The 16,902-nt window shown below is 56.1% G+C and carries 13 protein-coding genes, 1 pseudogene and 1 riboswitch; of the genes and pseudogenes, 9 read left to right on the top strand and 5 right to left on the bottom strand.

All coding sequences use genetic code 11. The features are described 5' to 3' along the window. Positions 1 to 33 precede the first annotated feature (33 nt). The 4 genes from BN2684_RS06645 to BN2684_RS06660 all read right to left on the bottom strand — a co-directional run bounded on the left by BN2684_RS06645 (position 34) and on the right by BN2684_RS06660 (position 3,188). Positions 34 to 216, bottom strand: coding sequence for a hypothetical protein (locus BN2684_RS06645; protein ID WP_058301374.1), 183 nt, complete (start codon positions 214 to 216; stop codon positions 34 to 36). 295 nt (positions 217 to 511) lie between these two features. Beyond that, a complete protein-coding gene (locus tag BN2684_RS06650; RefSeq protein WP_058301375.1) occupies positions 512 to 1,300 on the bottom strand; it encodes a MetQ/NlpA family ABC transporter substrate-binding protein in 789 nt (262 codons plus the stop codon). Positions 1,301 to 1,386: 86 nt separating this feature from the next. Continuing rightward, complete coding sequence (locus tag BN2684_RS06655) at positions 1,387 to 2,178, bottom strand: methionine ABC transporter permease (protein WP_082651801.1); 792 nt, start codon at positions 2,176 to 2,178, stop codon at positions 1,387 to 1,389. Next, the gene (locus tag BN2684_RS06660) at positions 2,175 to 3,188 is read right to left on the bottom strand and encodes a methionine ABC transporter ATP-binding protein (RefSeq protein ID WP_058301376.1); all 1,014 of its coding nucleotides are present in this window, start codon (positions 3,186 to 3,188) and stop codon (positions 2,175 to 2,177) included. The genes BN2684_RS06655 and BN2684_RS06660 overlap by 4 nt, the downstream gene beginning before the upstream one ends. A gap of 237 nt (positions 3,189 to 3,425) precedes the next feature. Then, a riboswitch (SAM riboswitch) is annotated at positions 3,426 to 3,540 on the bottom strand. Positions 3,541 to 4,022: 482 nt separating this feature from the next. Here BN2684_RS06660 and BN2684_RS06665 point away from each other — a divergent pair. The 8 genes and pseudogenes from BN2684_RS06665 to BN2684_RS06695 all read left to right on the top strand — a co-directional run bounded on the left by BN2684_RS06665 (position 4,023) and on the right by BN2684_RS06695 (position 14,949). Continuing rightward, positions 4,023 to 4,223, top strand: coding sequence for a cold-shock protein (locus BN2684_RS06665; protein ID WP_058301377.1), 201 nt, complete (start codon positions 4,023 to 4,025; stop codon positions 4,221 to 4,223). 227 nt (positions 4,224 to 4,450) lie between these two features. Next, positions 4,451 to 6,232, top strand: a complete 1,782-nt coding sequence (recQ, locus tag BN2684_RS06670; protein ID WP_058301378.1) for a DNA helicase RecQ — start codon at positions 4,451 to 4,453, stop codon at positions 6,230 to 6,232. An 88-nt stretch (positions 6,233 to 6,320) separates the two neighbouring features. Next, positions 6,321 to 7,451, top strand: a complete 1,131-nt coding sequence (locus BN2684_RS06675) for a SpoIIE family protein phosphatase (RefSeq protein ID WP_058301379.1) — start codon at positions 6,321 to 6,323, stop codon at positions 7,449 to 7,451. A 22-nt stretch (positions 7,452 to 7,473) separates the two neighbouring features. Next, a pseudogene (locus tag BN2684_RS25475) lies at positions 7,474 to 9,216 on the top strand (histidine kinase dimerization/phospho-acceptor domain-containing protein); the annotation flags it as partial. A 15-nt stretch (positions 9,217 to 9,231) separates the two neighbouring features. Next, the gene (locus tag BN2684_RS25480; RefSeq protein WP_449404108.1) at positions 9,232 to 10,281 is read left to right on the top strand and encodes a response regulator; all 1,050 of its coding nucleotides are present in this window, start codon (positions 9,232 to 9,234) and stop codon (positions 10,279 to 10,281) included. 10 nt (positions 10,282 to 10,291) lie between these two features. Continuing rightward, positions 10,292 to 11,149: a CheR family methyltransferase gene (locus BN2684_RS06685; RefSeq protein ID WP_058301381.1), complete on the top strand. Its 858-nt coding sequence runs from the start codon at positions 10,292 to 10,294 to the stop codon at positions 11,147 to 11,149. A 17-nt stretch (positions 11,150 to 11,166) separates the two neighbouring features. Beyond that, on the top strand, positions 11,167 to 13,245 hold the full coding sequence (locus BN2684_RS06690; RefSeq protein WP_058301382.1) for a response regulator: 2,079 nt from the start codon (positions 11,167 to 11,169) through the stop codon (positions 13,243 to 13,245). A 516-nt stretch (positions 13,246 to 13,761) separates the two neighbouring features. Then, a complete protein-coding gene (locus tag BN2684_RS06695) occupies positions 13,762 to 14,949 on the top strand; it encodes a glucose-1-phosphate adenylyltransferase (protein ID WP_058301383.1) in 1,188 nt (395 codons plus the stop codon). A 198-nt stretch (positions 14,950 to 15,147) separates the two neighbouring features. Here the strand turns inward: BN2684_RS06695 and BN2684_RS06705 are convergent, their stop codons facing one another. Continuing rightward, a complete protein-coding gene (locus BN2684_RS06705; RefSeq protein WP_058301385.1) occupies positions 15,148 to 15,936 on the bottom strand; it encodes an SDR family oxidoreductase in 789 nt (262 codons plus the stop codon). A 248-nt stretch (positions 15,937 to 16,184) separates the two neighbouring features. Here BN2684_RS06705 and BN2684_RS06710 point away from each other — a divergent pair, with 248 nt between their 5' ends. Next, positions 16,185 to 16,772 carry a hypothetical protein gene (locus tag BN2684_RS06710; RefSeq protein ID WP_058301386.1) on the top strand — a complete coding sequence of 196 codons (588 nt, stop codon included), beginning with the start codon at positions 16,185 to 16,187 and terminating at the stop codon, positions 16,770 to 16,772. Positions 16,773 to 16,902: the final 130 nt, after the last annotated feature.

Genomic DNA, 16,902 nt, shown 5'->3' on the forward strand with positions numbered 1-16,902 from the left:
TGGTTGTTGGATATCCATTTATGTAGCGGAAGGTCAAACTGATATTTTGACCTTGTTCATCTCCGTCTTCACGAGTTGGGTCAATTCCTCTTCGTATCCCTTGGTAATCCGGTACTTGCGCACGAAGTCGTTGACGAATTGGCGAGCGTCCTTGGGTTGATAAATGCGGGCGAGTTCAATCAGGCTTTCCTTCACTTCATCGGTTTTTTTTGCCACTACGGTTTCCTCCCCATGAGTCGCATTTGTGGTGCCTGTATCTCTAAGATATACAAACTGCCTTGAGCTTAGAAATAATTAAACCGAATCCGGCATTTTCAAACCGTTGCTTCATTGTACCACATTTGATTCGAGGATTGGGGGATTTGTGAGAAAATTAAGAAAATAGCCCTAATGGGTGTTCTCCCCATCGTGACAACCGAAATGGACCATGATCATCGCCTGAAAAGAAGAAAAACCACCCGATCATCGAGAGCATTAAGCCGATGATCGGGCGGTTTGAATTGAGGAAGGATCAGAACGCGGGAACGATCGCTTCGCCGTATTTCTCTTGAATGAACTTCTTGACGTCTTCGGAGTTCAGAGCCTTCGCCAGCTTCTGGATGGCGTCGGAATCCTTGTTGTCTTCACGGGAGACGAGGATGTTCACGTAAGGGGAATCCTTGTCTTCCAGGAAGAGGGCATCCTTCGACGGAGACAGCTTCGCTTCCAGCGCATAGTTGGTGTTGATCACAGCGGCATCGACTTCATCCAGGGTGCGGGGAATCATCGCAGCATCCAGCGGCTTAAAGACGAGCTTCTTGGCGTTCGAGGTGATGTCGGCTTCGGTAGCGGAGTAGCCTACGCCATCCTTCAGCTCGATCAAGCCGGCTTTCGCGACGAGAAGCAGCGCGCGGCTGAAGTTGCTGGGGTCGTTGGGAACCGCGATGGTTGCTCCATCTGCAAGTTCGTCAAGCTTCTTGATCTTGTTCGAGTAGATGCCAATCGGTTCGATGTGCACGCCGGTGACGTTTACGAGGGAAAGGCCGCGTTCTTTATTTTGCTGTTCGAGATACGGGACATGCTGGAAGAAGTTCGCGTCGAGCTGCTTTTCCGCCACTTGGGTGTTCGGAAGCACGTAGTCGTTGAATACCTTCACTTCTAGCTTGATGCCTTCTTTTTCGAGGGCAGGCTTGATGTGCTCGAGAATCTCCGCGTGGGGAACGGCGGTCGCTCCGACCTTGAGCGTCTTATCGGATTTGCCGCAGGCGGCAAGGCTTGTTGCGAGAACCAGGGTAACGCCGAGTGCTAACCATTTTTTCATGTAAAACCCCTCCGTTAATGAATAGATTATAATGAAGCTTTATCTTGAGCGTGTTGGTTAACACGCTGTTGAAACCGGGAGATGCGCTATTTGCGGATGTACCGCCGAACGAAAAAGTCTCCGAGCGTTTGCAAAACCTGAACGAGAATGACCAGTATGACGACGGTGACGAGCAGAATGCCAGGCTGGAAGCCGTAGTAGCCGAAGCGGATCGCCAGGTCGCCGAGCCCCCCTGCGCCGACGGCGCCGGCCATCGCCGTGTAGGAGACCAGGTTGACCGCCGTGATGGTGACGGCGGCGATCAGGCCGGAGCGTGATTCCGGCAGAAGCACGCGCAGGACGATCTGCGTGCGACTCGCTCCCATCGCCTGCGAGGCCTCGATGACGCCGCGATCGACCTCGCGCAGGCTGGTCTCGACGAGCCGTGCGAAGAACGGAGCCGCTGCGAAGACGAGTGGCGGAATCGCGCCTTGGACGTCGATGGTGGTGCCGACGATGAGCTTCGTCAGCGGGAAGGCGACGATCATCAGGATGATGAACGGGACGGAACGCAGGATGTTCACCACGAAGGAGAGCACCGCGTAGAGCGGCCGGTTCTGCAAGAGCTGCCCCGGAGAGCTCAGATAGAGCAGAATCCCGAGCGGCAGCCCGATGATCACGGTGAAGAGCACCGAGATGACGAGCATGAGCAGGGTGGAGATGAGACCTTGGCCGATCTGCGGCCAGCTGATTGCATCGATCCACTCTTGCAGCTTGGAATCCGACGCGAGCGAGGCCAACCGGGTCAAGAGAACCGATCCGGGGCTATTCTTGGAGAACAGGTCCGCCAGACTCGACAAGCCGAGTGATTCCAGCGAGGCAATGAGAGTTCCGCTCATAGAGTCTCCACCTCCACTCCCCGGCTGCGGAGCAGTCGGACGGTTTCGTCCACCTGCTCGGGCGTTCCGTTCAGATTGACGACAAGCTGCCCGTACGGCGTATCTTTCATGCGGGAGATGGTCCCCTGCAGAATGGCGAAGGAGGTGTCCGTCTCGCGCATCGTCTCATAGAGAACGGGCTCATACGTCTTATCGCCGATGAAGGTGATGCGGACGATGTTCCGGTTGCCGGCCGCCTTCTCTCGCTGGACGGCATCGCGCAGCTCTGCCGAGTCCTCGACCTGTTCGATGAATTCCTTGGTCGTCGGATGCTGGGGCCTCAGGAACACATCCAGCACCGGCCCGGATTCGACGATTTGCCCGTCTTGGATGACGGCCAGTCGGTCGCAGACGGAGCGGATGACTTGCATCTCGTGGGTGATGAGCACGATGGTGAGGCCGAAGCGGCGGTTGATGTCCCGGAGCAGAGCCAGGATGGAGGCGGTGGTCTGCGGATCAAGCGCCGATGTGGCTTCGTCGCAGAGCAGAACCTTCGGCTCCGCCGCGAGCGCTCGGGCGATGCCCACCCGCTGCTTTTGTCCTCCGGACAATTGAGCGGGATACTTGCTGCGATGCTCCTCGAGCCCGACCAGCTGGATCAGCTCGCTCACCCTGCGTTCGATCTCAGCCTTCGGCCGCTTCGCGAGGCGCAGCGGGAAGGCGATGTTATCCTGAACGGTGGCGGAGGACAGCAGGTTGAAGTGCTGGAAGATCATTCCGATCTTCCGACGCCACGCCTGCAGCTCCTCCAAAGGGAGAGCGGTGAGATCGGTGCCGCCGACGAGCACTTGGCCCTCGGTCGGCCGCTCGAGGAGATTGATACATCGGAGCAGCGTACTTTTGCCAGCGCCGGAGTGTCCGATGATTCCGAAGATTTCACCGGGCTCGATAGCCAGATTGATGTCAGTCAGCGCCGGTACTTCGCTGCCGCCGACTAGATAGCTTTTGTGAAGATGCTGGAGGCGGATCACGGGTCAGCCGTCCTTTCCTAATTATTTGTATTCCTATTGAAATGCAGGGGATTTAAGCCGGAAGAGAGCCTATCCGATTGTCGATCGGGAGTTTTGCTTGAATGGCTCAGACCGACAAGCCAAGTCTGAATGATTCGAAGCGAGGTTCCTGATCGGAAGAATCGGATGCGACACTCAAATGAAAAAGGCTCTTTTTCAAATGAAAAAGGGCCTTAGAAGGTTAACTCTTAGGGTCCCTTCTCATTTGCCGGAGCTGTTCGCTCCGCAGGAATTGGCACCAATTTTCTTGTCCGCAGGACAAGACGGTTGCCGGGCATCATAGGGCCTTTCCCTCCGCCACTCTTAATAAGAAGAACCAAGCTATTCGGTTGTGATTTGACTATAGATTGGAGTATATAACATTCGGTGAGAATCTGTCAACGGGTGTTATCTTTTTCCTGAATATTGCTGGGATACGGTGGTTATTCGGATCGAAATGTATATCATGCGTTTTATCATGCATGTCCATTTTGACCCCTTATGTTTCAGTGGAAGCTTCTCCGGGTAAGCAATCCTTGTGTTTGTGGCGCTCCGCTCGAGGAGTGATCAGCTTCGCTCGAAGCTGAAGGGTCTCGGTGGCGTCGAGGCGGAAGCCGACCAGTTGGATAAGGAGCTGGACCGAGGCATAATTGTTGTCATGGTCAGTGATTGAATGAGGGGCGGGAACTTCACACCTCACCTCATACTCTCTCTATAGCGTTATGACCTTTTCGGGTAATCGTTATGGCTAGGGCTAGCAGTCAGGCGGTCCGAAGAGATACATATAGGAATAACAAGTAATGGAGGGAATTCAATATGCAGACGGGTACGGTAAAATGGTTCAATGCGGAGAAAGGCTACGGCTTTATCACCTTGGAGGAGGGCGGCGATGTCTTCGTCCACTTCTCGGCGATTCAAGCCGATGGCTACAAATCGCTCGACGAAGGGCAGCGCGTTGAGTTCAATGTGGTACAGGGCGCTCGCGGTCCGCAAGCGGAATCCGTGTATAAGTTGTAAGTTAGCGCTGCGTGGAACTTCCGAAGTGAAGCTCGATTGCGTTATGGCGGCGGTCCGTCGCTTGCGGCTCACGAAAACGGAACTGCCCCGATGGGGCGGTTCTTTTTCCATTATGGGCGAGTGCTCATGTCTCCTGAATTCTCCACCGGATGAACGTGGTGTTTGCCTTTTCTCTCCCGGCAATATGCGGTATGGTAGAAGGGACAAGATGCAGGGAGGGGCTTCAATTGCTGCAAGAGGCAAGACAATTGCTTGAACGATATTATGGCTACACCGAATTCCGTCCGGGGCAGGATCGGTTGATCCGCTCGATTCTGGAGGGGAACGATGTCCTCGGCATCATGCCGACGGGCGGCGGCAAGTCGATCTGCTACCAGATTCCGGCCCTTCTCTTTCCCGGAGTGAGCCTGGTGGTGTCGCCGCTTATTTCCTTAATGAAGGATCAAATTGACGCATTGACCCAGATGGGCATAGCGGCAACGTTTATCAATAGCTCCATCAGCGGCGCGGAGGTGGGCAGGAGGCTGCGCGGTGCGGCACTCGGCCAATACAAGCTGATCTACATCGCTCCGGAGCGCTTGGAGCTGGAAAGCTTCCGCAGCCTGCTGCATTCGCTGCCTATCTCCATGGTGGCGATTGATGAAGCTCACTGTATTTCCCAGTGGGGGCATGATTTCCGGCCCAGCTATCGGCGGATTGCCGAGCTGCTAGCGGAGCTTCCCAAGAGACCTCGCGTGACCGCCTTCACCGCTACCGCTACACCGGAGGTTACGACGGATATCCTGAATCACTTGGGCATCCCGAAGGATCAGGTGTATTTGACCGGTTTTGACCGGACGAACTTGAAATTCTCTGTCGTCAAGGGCGAGAACAAGCAGGACTACCTGTTGAACTTCATCCGGGAACGGAAGGATCAGGCTGGCATCATCTATGCCGCGACGCGCAAGGAGGTGGATTCTCTCTGCGACCTTCTGCTGAAGAAGGGAGTCGCCGCTGGAAAATACCACGCCGGACTAGCGGACGGCGCGCGCAAGGAGGCCCAGGAGCGCTTTCTCTATGACGATATCCGCGTGATGGTGGCGAGCAATGCGTTCGGCATGGGGATCGACAAGTCGAACGTGCGCTATGTCATTCACTACAACATGCCGAAGAACATGGAGGCTTATTACCAGGAGGCGGGACGCGCCGGTCGTGACGGGGAGCCCGGGGAATGCGTGCTCCTGTTCAGTCCGCAGGACACGATCATTCAGAAATTCCTGATCGAGGAAGGCATCGGCGACCCGGAGCGGAGGCTGAATGAATACCGCAAGCTTCAGGGAATGGTTGATTACTGCCACACGACGCGCTGCCTCAGGCAATACATCTTGAACTACTTCGGAGAAGAAGCGCCGGAGGAATGCGGCAACTGCGGCAACTGCAGCGACGAGGTGGAGATCGCGGATTTGACGCGCGAAGCGCAGATGATCTTCTCCTGCATCTATCGGATGAAGGAGCGTTTCGGAGCCGCGCTGGTCAGCCAGGTGCTGAAGGGCTCCCGCAACCAGAAGGTGCGCCAGTTCCACTTTACGGAGCTGCCGACTTATGGGATTATGAGCCGCTATTCCGAAAAAGAGATCACCGATCTCATCCACACCCTCAGCGCGGAAGGCTATTTGACCTTGACCGAAGGCAAGTTCCCCGTGCTGAAGCTGGCGCCGAAGGCGGCCCGCGTGCTGCGGGGAGAGGAACCGGTCATGCAGAGGAAGCGCATTGCGGTGCGCCGGGAGGAAGCGGGCAATGCCGATCTGTTCGAAGTGCTGCGGAGTCTGCGCAAGGAAATCTCTGAGCGCGATCATGTCCCGCCGTATGTCGTCTTTCCCGACAGTACGCTGCGCGAGATGAGCGTGGTTCTGCCGACCGACCGGAGCGCCATGCTGTCCGTCAAAGGAGTCGGCGAAGCCAAATTTCTGCGGTACGGCGTTCTTTTCCTGGAGAAGATTCAGGAATTTGTCGAAGGACAAGGCGAGTAGCTCGAAGCACTCGAACCACTCAAAGCGCTCGAACCACTCGAGTCGAGGTGGTAAGGTACCAGGCTGAAAGTTGAAGGAGCAGAGCCGTATGAGAATAATGATTGTGGACGATAATCCGGTCAATTTGATCATTATCGAGAAGATACTAAAAAGCGAGGGCTACCGCGACTGCTTGACCGCGAGCTCCGCATATGAACTCTATAAACATTTGGGCGTCGATTCGGGAGAGCCTCCCGAATCCGATGTCGACCTCATCCTCATGGACATGATGATGCCCGAGATCGACGGGCTGGAGGCTTGCCGCCGCATCAAGCGGGAGGAACGGCTAAGGGATATCCCGATCATCATCGTGACAGCTCTCGGCGATTCCAACAAGCTGGCCGAGGCGCTGGATGCCGGGGCGATGGATTATGTCATGAAGCCGATCAACAAGGTGGAGCTGATGGCCCGCATCCGGTCCGCGCTGCGGCTGAAAAAAGAGATGGACTGGCATATCGAGCGCGACCGCAAGATTCGCAACGAGCTGGATCTCGCCAAGCAGGTTCAGCGCAGCGTGCTCGGCGAACCGGTGGACAACGAGATCATCCGGGTCAGCGCCAACTACTATCCGTCCTTCGAGCTTGCCGGGGATATGTATTCCTGGTACCGCATCGACGACAGCCGGTATGGCGTGATTTTGCTCGACATGATGGGGCATGGCATCTCTTCCTCGCTGGTCTGCATGTTCATCTCCTCCGTGTTGAAGGACACCATCACCCGCCTCATCGATCCGGAGCTGGTCATCAATGAGCTGAACCGCTATATGACCCAGCTGTACAGCAAGGAGCATTTTATCCACTACTATTTCACCGCGATCTACCTGGTGATCGATACGAACCGCAAAGTCATCGAGTACGTTAACGCCGGGCATCCTCCCGGGCTGCTGTTGACCCAAGGGGGAGAAGCGCTTCAGCTTGACCAGGGCTCTTGCGCCGTCGGGTTCTTTGAACAGATAGAAATCTCCAAGGCCCGCATCGAATACGAGGACGAATCGCGGATCTTCCTGTTTACGGACGGACTGTTGGAAGCGGTTGAGGAAGCCGGCGGAGATTTGCTGGAGGAATTGACCCGAGCCAGAGGCAATGATCTGGACCGCATCCTCGAACGGATTTTGCCCGAGGAAGTGCGCAAGGACCACCATGACGACATGTGCATGGTCATGATCACAGCGAAATCTTGAGGCGGGTGGTGGGCCAATGCGGATGAAGATCAAGACGCGCCTGTTTGTCGGCTTCGGGGTGTTGATCCTTCTGCTGTTCACGATAGCAGGAGTGGGCATCGACCGATTCTCGGCACTGAGGTCGGATGTGAACGAGATCTATCAGAATCGGTACGAAAAGGTATCGCTCGCTACCTCGGCCCGCCTCAGCATGAACGAAATGGCGAAGCATATCGCCAATCTTCTCAATCAGGGTAGCTCCTTTCAGGCTGCCGAGGAGCTCGCTTCCTTGGATGAGCGCAAAGGAAACACGGAACGGTACCTGCGGCAATTGACGGAGCTGGCGAATGCTTCGGATGCAGAGAAGAGCCTGTCCCTTACGGCGGTGGAGGACTGGAACCAATTCACAGGCTATGTAGCCCAATTGGTCGAGTTGATCAAGGAGGGCAAGCTGGAGAATGCGGTGGAGCTTCGAGCCGAGGAGGGCGTCGATTATCAAAATGCTCTGCAGGAGTCTCTGCTCAAGTTGAGCGACTATCATGAGGGCAGGATGCGTACGTCCCTGACCGAGATCAACGACACGAACCGGCGGATGCTGCTGCTCACCGGCGGGCTGTCGGCCGCCGGAATCTTTCTCGGGATCGCGGTGATGCTCTGGCTGATTCGCAGCATATCCGGCGGTCTCAACGGCGTGGCGGACCTGCTCGCTTCGATATCAAACGGGAGCTTCCGAAGAAGATCACCCGCCTCGGCTTCCCAGGCTCCAGATAAGCCGGATGAATTTGACGAGATCTCGATCGCCTTCCACCGGATGGTCGACGATCTAGCGATCCGGACGGAGAACGAGCGTAAGCTGACGCTGAAGCTTGAAGAAGAGAACTGGCATTCCGCCAATCTCGCCCATATGCTGGAGCTTCTTCAGACGGCGGGGGATCTGCCGGAAGCCTCCCAATGGTTCGCAAGCGAGGTCGTTCCCCTGATCGGAGGCGTCTGCGGTGCGGTCTATCTGCTTCAGCCTGCCGGAGGCTCTCCGGTTTTGCGAATGAGCGGTGCTTATGCCTTCGACACAGAGGAAGAGAAGCGGAGCTTCGCCGTCGGCGAGGGCTGGGTCGGCCAATGCGCGCTGGACCGCAAGCCCCTTCGGCTGTCCGACCTGCCTCCCGGCTACATTACGCTGCGTTCCGGAACCGGGATGACGGAGCCGGTCGATCTCCTGCTTGTGCCGATCCTCCATGAGGGGGAGCTTCTCGGCGTCTTTGAAGCGGCAGCGCTCCGAAGCTTCGCTTCCCGCGAATGCGAGCTTGCGGAGAAGCTGACCGAGGCGCTCGCTGGCGCGCTAAGCCGAATCCGCTCTCGCAAGCGGATCGAAGAGCTCCTGAACATGTCGCAGACCCTTACGGAAGAGCTACAATCCCAATCCGAGGAGCTCCAGCATCAATCGGAGGAGCTCGTCACGCAACAGGAGGAGCTCAAGCACTCCAATGAGATGCTGGAGCAGCAGCTCCGGATCATCGAAGAGAAGAACAAGCAGTTGGAAGACAGTCAGGCGATTCTGGAGCGACAGAAACAGGAGTTGTCGCTTTCTTCCCAATACAAGACGGAATTTCTCGCCAACATGTCTCATGAGCTGCGAACTCCGCTGAACAGCATGCTGATTTTGTCGCAGCTGCTTGCGGAGAACAAGGAAGGAAATCTATCGGGGAAGCAGCAGGAATACGCAGGGACCATCCATTCTTCCGGCGGCGACCTGCTGCGGCTGATCGATGACATTCTCGACCTGTCGAAGGTGGAAGCGGGCAAGATGGAGATCCACCCGGATGCCGTCCGGCTGGTTGATCTTGCGGACCATCTCCGCCAGCTTTTTGCCCCCCTTGCCGTGAAGAACGGGGTCGATTTCCGCGTTCACGTAGAGAAGAGCAGCCCTTCCGTCCTGTACACGGATGGTCATCGCGTCCAGCAAATCCTCAAGAATTTGCTGGGAAACGCGTTTAAGTTCACCCGCGAGGGCAGCGTGACGCTCACAGTCAGCGCTGAGAGCGGCGGCGATAGCTCCGTCCCGGACGTTCCGCGAGCGGAAGGAGAAGCCGTCCGCTTTGAGGTGAAGGATACGGGGATCGGGATCAGCGATGAGAAGCTGAGCCTGATCTTCGAAGCCTTTCGCCAGGCAGACGGTTCGACGGGGCGGAGGTTCGGCGGGACCGGTCTCGGCTTGTCGATCAGCCTGGAGCTGGCCCGGCTTCTCGGCGGGACGATCACGGTGGAGAGCGAGCCGGATCGGGGGAGCGCCTTCGCTCTGACCCTTCCCGATCTCCGTTCGCATCCGGCTTTAAGCGGGCATGCGGAAGCGGCCGCTAGCGCCGAGTCTGATGCCACTCCGGATGCGGAAGCGCAAGCCGTCTTCGACTCCGGCTGTCCGATCCTTGCTGCGGGTACCGACACTGCGGCTGAGACGGGCGACGAAATCGAGACGGCCCCCTTCGCCGGCAAGTCCATCCTTCTCGTCGACGACGATATCCGCAATGTTTTCGCGTTATCGAGCTTTCTGGAGAACTACGACATGAGAGTCACATTCGCCGAGAACGGCAGGGAAGCCCTTGATGTCCTGAGACGGAATCCCGATTTCGACCTCGTTCTCATGGACATCATGATGCCGGAGATGGACGGCTACGAGACGATGAGGCGGATTCGGGAGCAGCCCGAGTTCGATGATCTGCCGATCATCGCATTGACCGCCAAGGCGATGCGGGAGGACCGCAGCCGCTGCATGGAGAATGGAGCTTCTGATTATATGGCCAAGCCGATCGATACGAACCGGCTATTGTCCTTGTTAAAGGTATGGCTGTACAAATGAGGGAACCGATATGACGGACATCCAATCGAACCCCTCCTTGCTGACACCGGAGGAGGAACTGGAAAACATCGAGATCGAGCTCTTGCTGGAAGGAATCTTTCGCGTCTACGGATACGATTTTCGCGATTATGCCTTCTCCTCGCTCCGCCGCCGGATCTGGCATCGAATCCACGCGCTGCATCTCGGCAGCGTATCCGGCTTGCAGGAGAAGGTGCTGCATGACCCCGCCCAGATGAAGGCGCTCATCGGCAGCTTGTCTATCAGCGTGACGGAGATGTTTCGGGATCCGCTGCTGTTTCAGCTTTTTCGGCGGGAGGCGGTTCCGTATCTGAAGTCCTTGCCGCAGATTCGCATCTGGCACGCCGGCTGCTCGACCGGAGAAGAAGTGCTGTCGATGGCTATTCTGCTTCACGAGGAAGGGCTGCTCGATCGGGCGAGAATCTATGCGACGGACATGAACGAGGACTCGCTGGACCAAGCCCGCAAAGGCATCATTCCCTTGCGCAAAATGCGGGATTACACCCGCAACTATCTTGCGGCGGGAGGAAGCGGGGAGTTCTCGGAATATTACTCCGTCAAAAGCGAATATGCGGTCTTCCAGCCCGAGCTGCTAAACCATGCCGTATTCGCCCAGCACAACCTGGTGACCGACCAGTCCTTCAACGAATTTCACGTGATTTTTTGCCGCAATGTGTTGATCTATTTCAATAAGGATTTGCAGGATCAGGTTCATCGGCTGATCTACGACAGCCTGAGCCTGAAGGGATTCCTCGCCCTGGGGAACCGGGAATCGATCAATTTCACCCATCACGCCGATAGCTATCAGCCCATGAGCCCAAGCGAAAGGTTATACCGTAAAATCCGATGATTGCGAGGGGAGATACGATGGCGCTCGACTACCCTGTTCCTATCCTGCTGGTGGACGACCACCCGGAAAATCTGCTTGCCATTGAAGCCGTTCTTGCGGAAGAAAGCTATAACCTGGTGCGCGCTTCCTCCGGCGAGGAAGCTCTGCGCTGTCTTCTGAAGAATGAATTTGCGGTGATCGTGCTTGATGTCCAGATGCCGGGGATGGATGGCTTTGAGACCGCTCGCTTCATCAAGGCCCGGGAAAAATCGAAGAACATTCCGATCATCTTCATCACCGCGACGAGCAAGGAAACCGAGCAGGTGTTTACCGGGTATTCGGTCGGGGCGATCGACTACATGGTCAAGCCGTTCATTCCGCAGGCGTTGAAGTCGAAGATCGAAGGCTTTGTGAGCATTTACATCACGAACAAGGTCCTCCAGCAGCAGACCGATCTCCTACATGAGCAGACGATTCAGCTGGAAAAGGCGAACCGCGAGCTGCTCCTCACCACGCATAATCTGACCAAGGCGGAGGCGCAGGCGCGGGTTATCCGGGAAACGTCGATCGATACGATGATTACCTTCGACAATGGAGGGACGATTCTGAAGATCAATCCGGCGGCGGAGACGATGTTCGGGTACAAGGAAGAGGAGCTGCTCGGCCAGCATATCTCGCTCGTCATTCCGTCGATTCATGAGCTGGAGGCGTGCCCGGAGCGAAACGGCGGCGAAACGTTGAAGTATACGACAGGCAAGCTCAGCGAGCTCATCCTGTGGCAAAAGAACGGCTCGGAGTTTCCCGCCGAGATCCAAATCGGGGAAGCGTTCATCGGCGACGACCATCTCTTTGCGATTACCGTGAGCGACATCACCGAGCGGAAAAAGAGCGAGCAGGAGCTAATCAAGGCCAAGGAAGCGGCGGAGATCGCTTCCAAGGTCAAAACGGAATTTCTCGCGATGATGAGCCATGAGATCCGCACGCCCATGAACGGCGTCATCGGGATGACCGATCTGCTGCTCGAAACCGAGCTTACGACCGATCAGCGGGAGCTGGCCGAGGTCATTCGCAAGAGCGGGGACGCGCTGCTGTCTGTCATCAACGATATCCTCGACTTTTCCAAGATCGAATCGGGCAAGATGGAGCTGGAGAACGAACCGTTCGCGCTGGAAGCCTGCGTAGCGGAAACCTTCGATCTGTTTACGGCCAAATCCCGCAAGCGCAACCTCGATATGCAGTTTTTTATGGATCCCCGCTTGCCCGAGTACATCATGGGAGACATCACGCGCCTCAGGCAGATCTTGATCAATCTGGTCGGCAACGCCGTCAAATTCACCTTGAACGGCAGCGTCTATGTGATGGTGAGCCTGGTTGACGAGCAGGAGGACCGGGTCAAGCTCGAGTTTGTTGTGAAGGATACAGGAATCGGGATTGCCCCCGATAAGCTGGATCGGCTGTTCAAGCCATTCTCGCAGCTCGATTCCTCCATGACGAGAAAGTACGGGGGGACCGGTCTTGGGCTTGCCATCTGCAAAACCCTCGTCGACCTGATGGAGGGGGATATCCGAGTGGACCCCGATTCCGAAATCGGGGCGACTTTCCTCTTCACGATTGTGGCGGACAAGGTGGACCCACAGCTGCTCGTCGCTTTGGAACAACCTGTTGCGAATGAGGAGGAACCCGCCCCTTCCTCCGGGCCGGGCCGGTCCTTGCGGATCCTGGTCGCCGAGGACAACCTGGTGAACCAGAAGCTGATGCTGCGCATTTTGGAATGCATGGGGCATGACGTTGAAATCGCAGAGACCGGAAAACAGACGGTCCAGATGGCGCTTAGCCGGGAGTATGACGTTCTCTTCATGGACATCCAAATGCCGGAGATGGACGGCATCGAAGCGACCAAGGAAATCGTCAAGCAGCTTCCAAAGGGGCGTCGGCCGAAGATCATCGCCATGACCGCCAACGTTCTAAAGGAGGAGAAGGAACGCTGTCTGGCGGCAGGGATGGAGGGCTTCATGGGCAAGCCGGTCAAGGGCAATCAGATCCGCCAAATGCTCGATTCTGCCGCCGCCACCGATGAGCGGGACACCTCGACCAGACGCCGCGGGACGAGCGCCTAAAGCGGCATTATCCGTTTGAATGAACCGTCACCGGGGTAGAGCCTGCACCGGATATTGAATGCAGGAGAAGCTTCAGCAGAGACGATCTGTCGTCTACGCTGAGGCTTTTTCCGCATGCATGTGGATCGACCCGTGCGGCATACTCGGCTCGGGCAAACGCCATACTAAGGCAAGGATCGTACAGCCATCCCGGGCTTAAGGCTTGCTCCTTCCCTCGACTCGCAAGCGAGAAGCCGTGCATGAAGCTGTTTCATGGAGAGCCGGGTCGTTTAATTACCTAGTACATTGTCAGCTTAAAAAACCGTGGTCTCCGCACAACTTCCCATACCTATTGACGCCGATTCCTATCCACACGATTAGGGCTGACAGCGTACTAGTACGTTACAACGTACCGGGTACGAACGTTTGGAGAAAGGCTGACTCGCTATTTGGAACAACCGCAAACGGACTTATTCGCTTTTACGAAACGATTCCAAATGGTCATTTGAACCCATCTCATAAACGAAAGGTGATCGTATGAAACAGACAGAATGCGTGGCAATGCTCCTTGCCGGTGGGGAAGGAAAACGACTGGGTGTGCTGACTTCACAACTTGCCAAGCCTGCGGTACCTTTTGGCGGCAAGTACCGCATTATTGATTTTACCCTCAGCAATTGCACCAATTCGGGGATCTCTTCCGTGGGGATTCTTACTCAATATCAGCCGGAGCTGCTTCACGCCCATATCGGCACCGGTTCCGCCTGGAAGCTGGATCAGCCGGGAGGTGACGCAACTCTTCTCTCGTCGGATGAATGCAAGGTCTACAAAGGAACCGCCGACGCGATATACCAGAACTTCGCTTATCTGGAGGAGCGCGATCCGGAATACGTGCTGATCATCTCGGGCGATCATATTTATAACATGGACTACCGCCAAATGCTCGAGTACCACAAAGCCAAAAAAGCGGATGCGACCATCTCCGTGATCCCGGTGAAGTGGGAAGAAGCAAGCCGCTTCGGAATTATGAACACGGACAAGCTGGGCCGCGTCACAGACTTTGTGGAAAAGCCCGCCAAGCCGCAAAGCAACCTGGCTTCCATGGGGATTTACATTTTCAATTGGGAGATCTTGCGTGAATTCTTGCTCAAGGATGCCGCGAATGCGAGCTCCAGCAATGACTTCGGCAAGGACATCATCCCGCTACTGCTGCAGGAGGGGGCTAAGCTTCACGCGTACTCCTTCAAGGGCTATTGGAAGGACGTCGGCACGGTTCAGAGCCTGTGGGATGCCCACATGGACCTGCTGGAGGCGGAGCCGGTCATGATCTTAAACGGTGAGGAGTGGCCTCTCTACACAAATTGCGAGCCGTCCGCCAGCCAGTACATTTCTCCGACTGCGCGAATCGCCAGCTCCAGCATCAACGAGGGATGCCGCATCTATGGTGAAGTGGATCATTCCGTCATCTTCTGCAACGTAGAGGTTGGCGAGGGCAGCCTGATTCGCGACAGCATCATCATGCCCGGTGCGGTAATCGGCAAGAACGTCATCATCCATAAAGCGATCGTCGGCGAAGGCACGGTCATCCGGGATGGAGCCATCGTAGGCGATTTCGAAGAGGATGAAATCATCGTCATCGGAGATCATGAAGTGGTAACGAAGGAAGCCGACCGGCTTCCGAAAATCTTCGCACCGCGCAATTCCATTTTTCTGGAGAGAATCGGTTAATCAGTTAATCGGATAAGCCAGCCCTTATCTTCGTGCATGACAGAAGCTATCCCCGCAGCAGACTCCGGTCTGTTCGACGGGATAGCTTTTTTGCTTGCCATTCTCCTCGTGAAAAAAGCTTCCGCCCAGGCACCTGGCCTGAGTGGAAGCTTGAACATGATTATGAGCTTGAGCAATGCCGCCTCCTAGAAGCGCATGTCAGCCGTGTAGAAGCGACTCGGCGCCGTCGATATAGATCGGTGTGCCGGTGATATGGGACGACTCGTCGGAGGCGAGGAACAGCACCAGATCGGCGACATGCTCCGGCTGACCGGGGCCCTCCTGCAGAGGCTGATCGCCCTCCGGGAATTCGACGGGGATCTTGATCGTATCGAGCTCGGGGCGGTAATCGGTGTTGTCGTCGATGCTCGTCTCGATCGCGCCGGGGCAAATGGCGTTGACGCGGATTTTGAACTTGGCGAGCTCCAGAGCCGCCATCTTCATGAAGGCGACCTGCCCGGCCTTACTCGTGCTGTAGATGCTGAAGCCAAAGTTCGAGAACACGCGATTGCCGTTGATCGAGCTGGTGATGATGATGCTGCCTCCCTTTTGCTTCATATGAGGAATGGCGTATTTGACTGTGAGGAAGGTGCCCCGCAGGTTGATGTCGATGGTCTGATCCCAATCCTCGACGGTCATCTCTTCGATAGGAGCGATCTTGCCGTTGATTCCGGCATTGGCAAAGACGATGTCGAGCTTGCCCCAGAGGTCGACTACATGCCGGATGCCCTTTTCGACCATCTCCGGCCGTGAGATATCGGTTTCAAAGACGCAGGCTTCTCCGCCGAAGGATTCAATCTCTGCCTTCACCTTGTTGGCCTGCTCCGGCGTGCGGTCGAGCAGACAGACCTTGGCCCCATGGCGGGCTAACAGCAGAGCCGCCGCCTTTCCGATCCCGGAGCCTCCGCCGGTAATAAACGCCACTTTTCCTTCGACGCGTTTTTCCATTCTCGTGCCTCCTTCATCCCTCATCGGGTACGTACTACTTGTATATAAACCGAAGGGTCCGAACCTGAAACCGAGGACCGTTCTGAGAAAGGGACGCGAAAAAACGGGCCATTATTCCCAAACCGATGGTTCAGGCTATAGCCGGAAGGTTATTAATATCGTGAGAAACGAATTGAAGCTGACTGTATCGATCCGATTAAAGTTAAAAGCGTTCGAGTCCGATGTCGACGTGCGAGGAGGGACACCGAATGAACCGGAAATGGGCATGCACTCTTCTTGGCGGAAGCCTCTTGCTGATGGGACACGGCGGCGGGTTATCGGTTGAGACCATCCGTCTTCCCGACACTTCGTCCGCATTTACGAATACAGCCGTACACGCCTTGGCTCAGAGTCCACTGGGGCGGGGTTCCGCGGATTCCGCTGCTCCGGATTCCGGACAACAACCCGATGCGGCGATTGCTCTTCGGGATGTAAACGGAATAACCCTATCCGATGATCGCGAAGCGGTTGTCGCCAAGCTGGGGGTTCCGGAGGATATCATTCAGGACCCGTTGAATAAGGATCTGGAGATCTACCGATACGCACAGATGGAAGTCTCCTTTTCAGGGGATCACGTCTACGATGTCTCTGTCTCTGCGGACTCGGGTTCGCTGACCCTCGATGGAGTGAAGCTGCAGATCGCCCCGGCATCCATTCGGGACAAGCTGGGCGATCCCGATTATGTGGCCGAAGACGGCCTCGTGTATCAGCGGGGTTATTATCTGCTCAAGGTTTATCTGAATGTCGAACAAGGACGCATCGATGTGATTCGCTATTACTCCTTGGCGAATACATGACCGCGGCCGAGCCGATCGACGATTGTTGCTTCCATGTGAGCGGCGGCGCTTCCGAGTGCTGCCGTTCCTGCATGACAGGAAAGGAGCTGCGGATTTGCTTTCCCGCAGCTTGAATCGACAGATTGCGACT

The organism is Gorillibacterium timonense (genome assembly GCF_001457415.1).
GTDB classification, from domain to species: Bacteria; Bacillota; Bacilli; order Paenibacillales; family NBRC-103111; genus Gorillibacterium; species Gorillibacterium timonense.

Coding starts and splice junctions, on each gene's coding strand:
- BN2684_RS06650 (WP_058301375.1), bottom strand. CDS start 1,300: ATGAAAAAATGGTTAGCACTCGGCGTTACCCTGGTTCTCGCAACAAGC.
- BN2684_RS06690 (WP_058301382.1), top strand. CDS start 11,167: ATGGCGCTCGACTACCCTGTTCCTATCCTGCTGGTGGACGACCACCCG.
- BN2684_RS06705 (WP_058301385.1), bottom strand. CDS start 15,936: ATGGAAAAACGCGTCGAAGGAAAAGTGGCGTTTATTACCGGCGGAGGC.
- BN2684_RS06695 (WP_058301383.1), top strand. CDS start 13,762: ATGAAACAGACAGAATGCGTGGCAATGCTCCTTGCCGGTGGGGAAGGA.
- BN2684_RS06655 (WP_082651801.1), bottom strand. CDS start 2,178: ATGAGCGGAACTCTCATTGCCTCGCTGGAATCACTCGGCTTGTCGAGT.
- BN2684_RS06675 (WP_058301379.1), top strand. CDS start 6,321: ATGAGAATAATGATTGTGGACGATAATCCGGTCAATTTGATCATTATC.
- BN2684_RS06665 (WP_058301377.1), top strand. CDS start 4,023: ATGCAGACGGGTACGGTAAAATGGTTCAATGCGGAGAAAGGCTACGGC.
- BN2684_RS06710 (WP_058301386.1), top strand. CDS start 16,185: ATGAACCGGAAATGGGCATGCACTCTTCTTGGCGGAAGCCTCTTGCTG.
- BN2684_RS25480 (WP_449404108.1), top strand. CDS start 9,232: ATGGAGATCCACCCGGATGCCGTCCGGCTGGTTGATCTTGCGGACCAT.
- BN2684_RS06685 (WP_058301381.1), top strand. CDS start 10,292: ATGACGGACATCCAATCGAACCCCTCCTTGCTGACACCGGAGGAGGAA.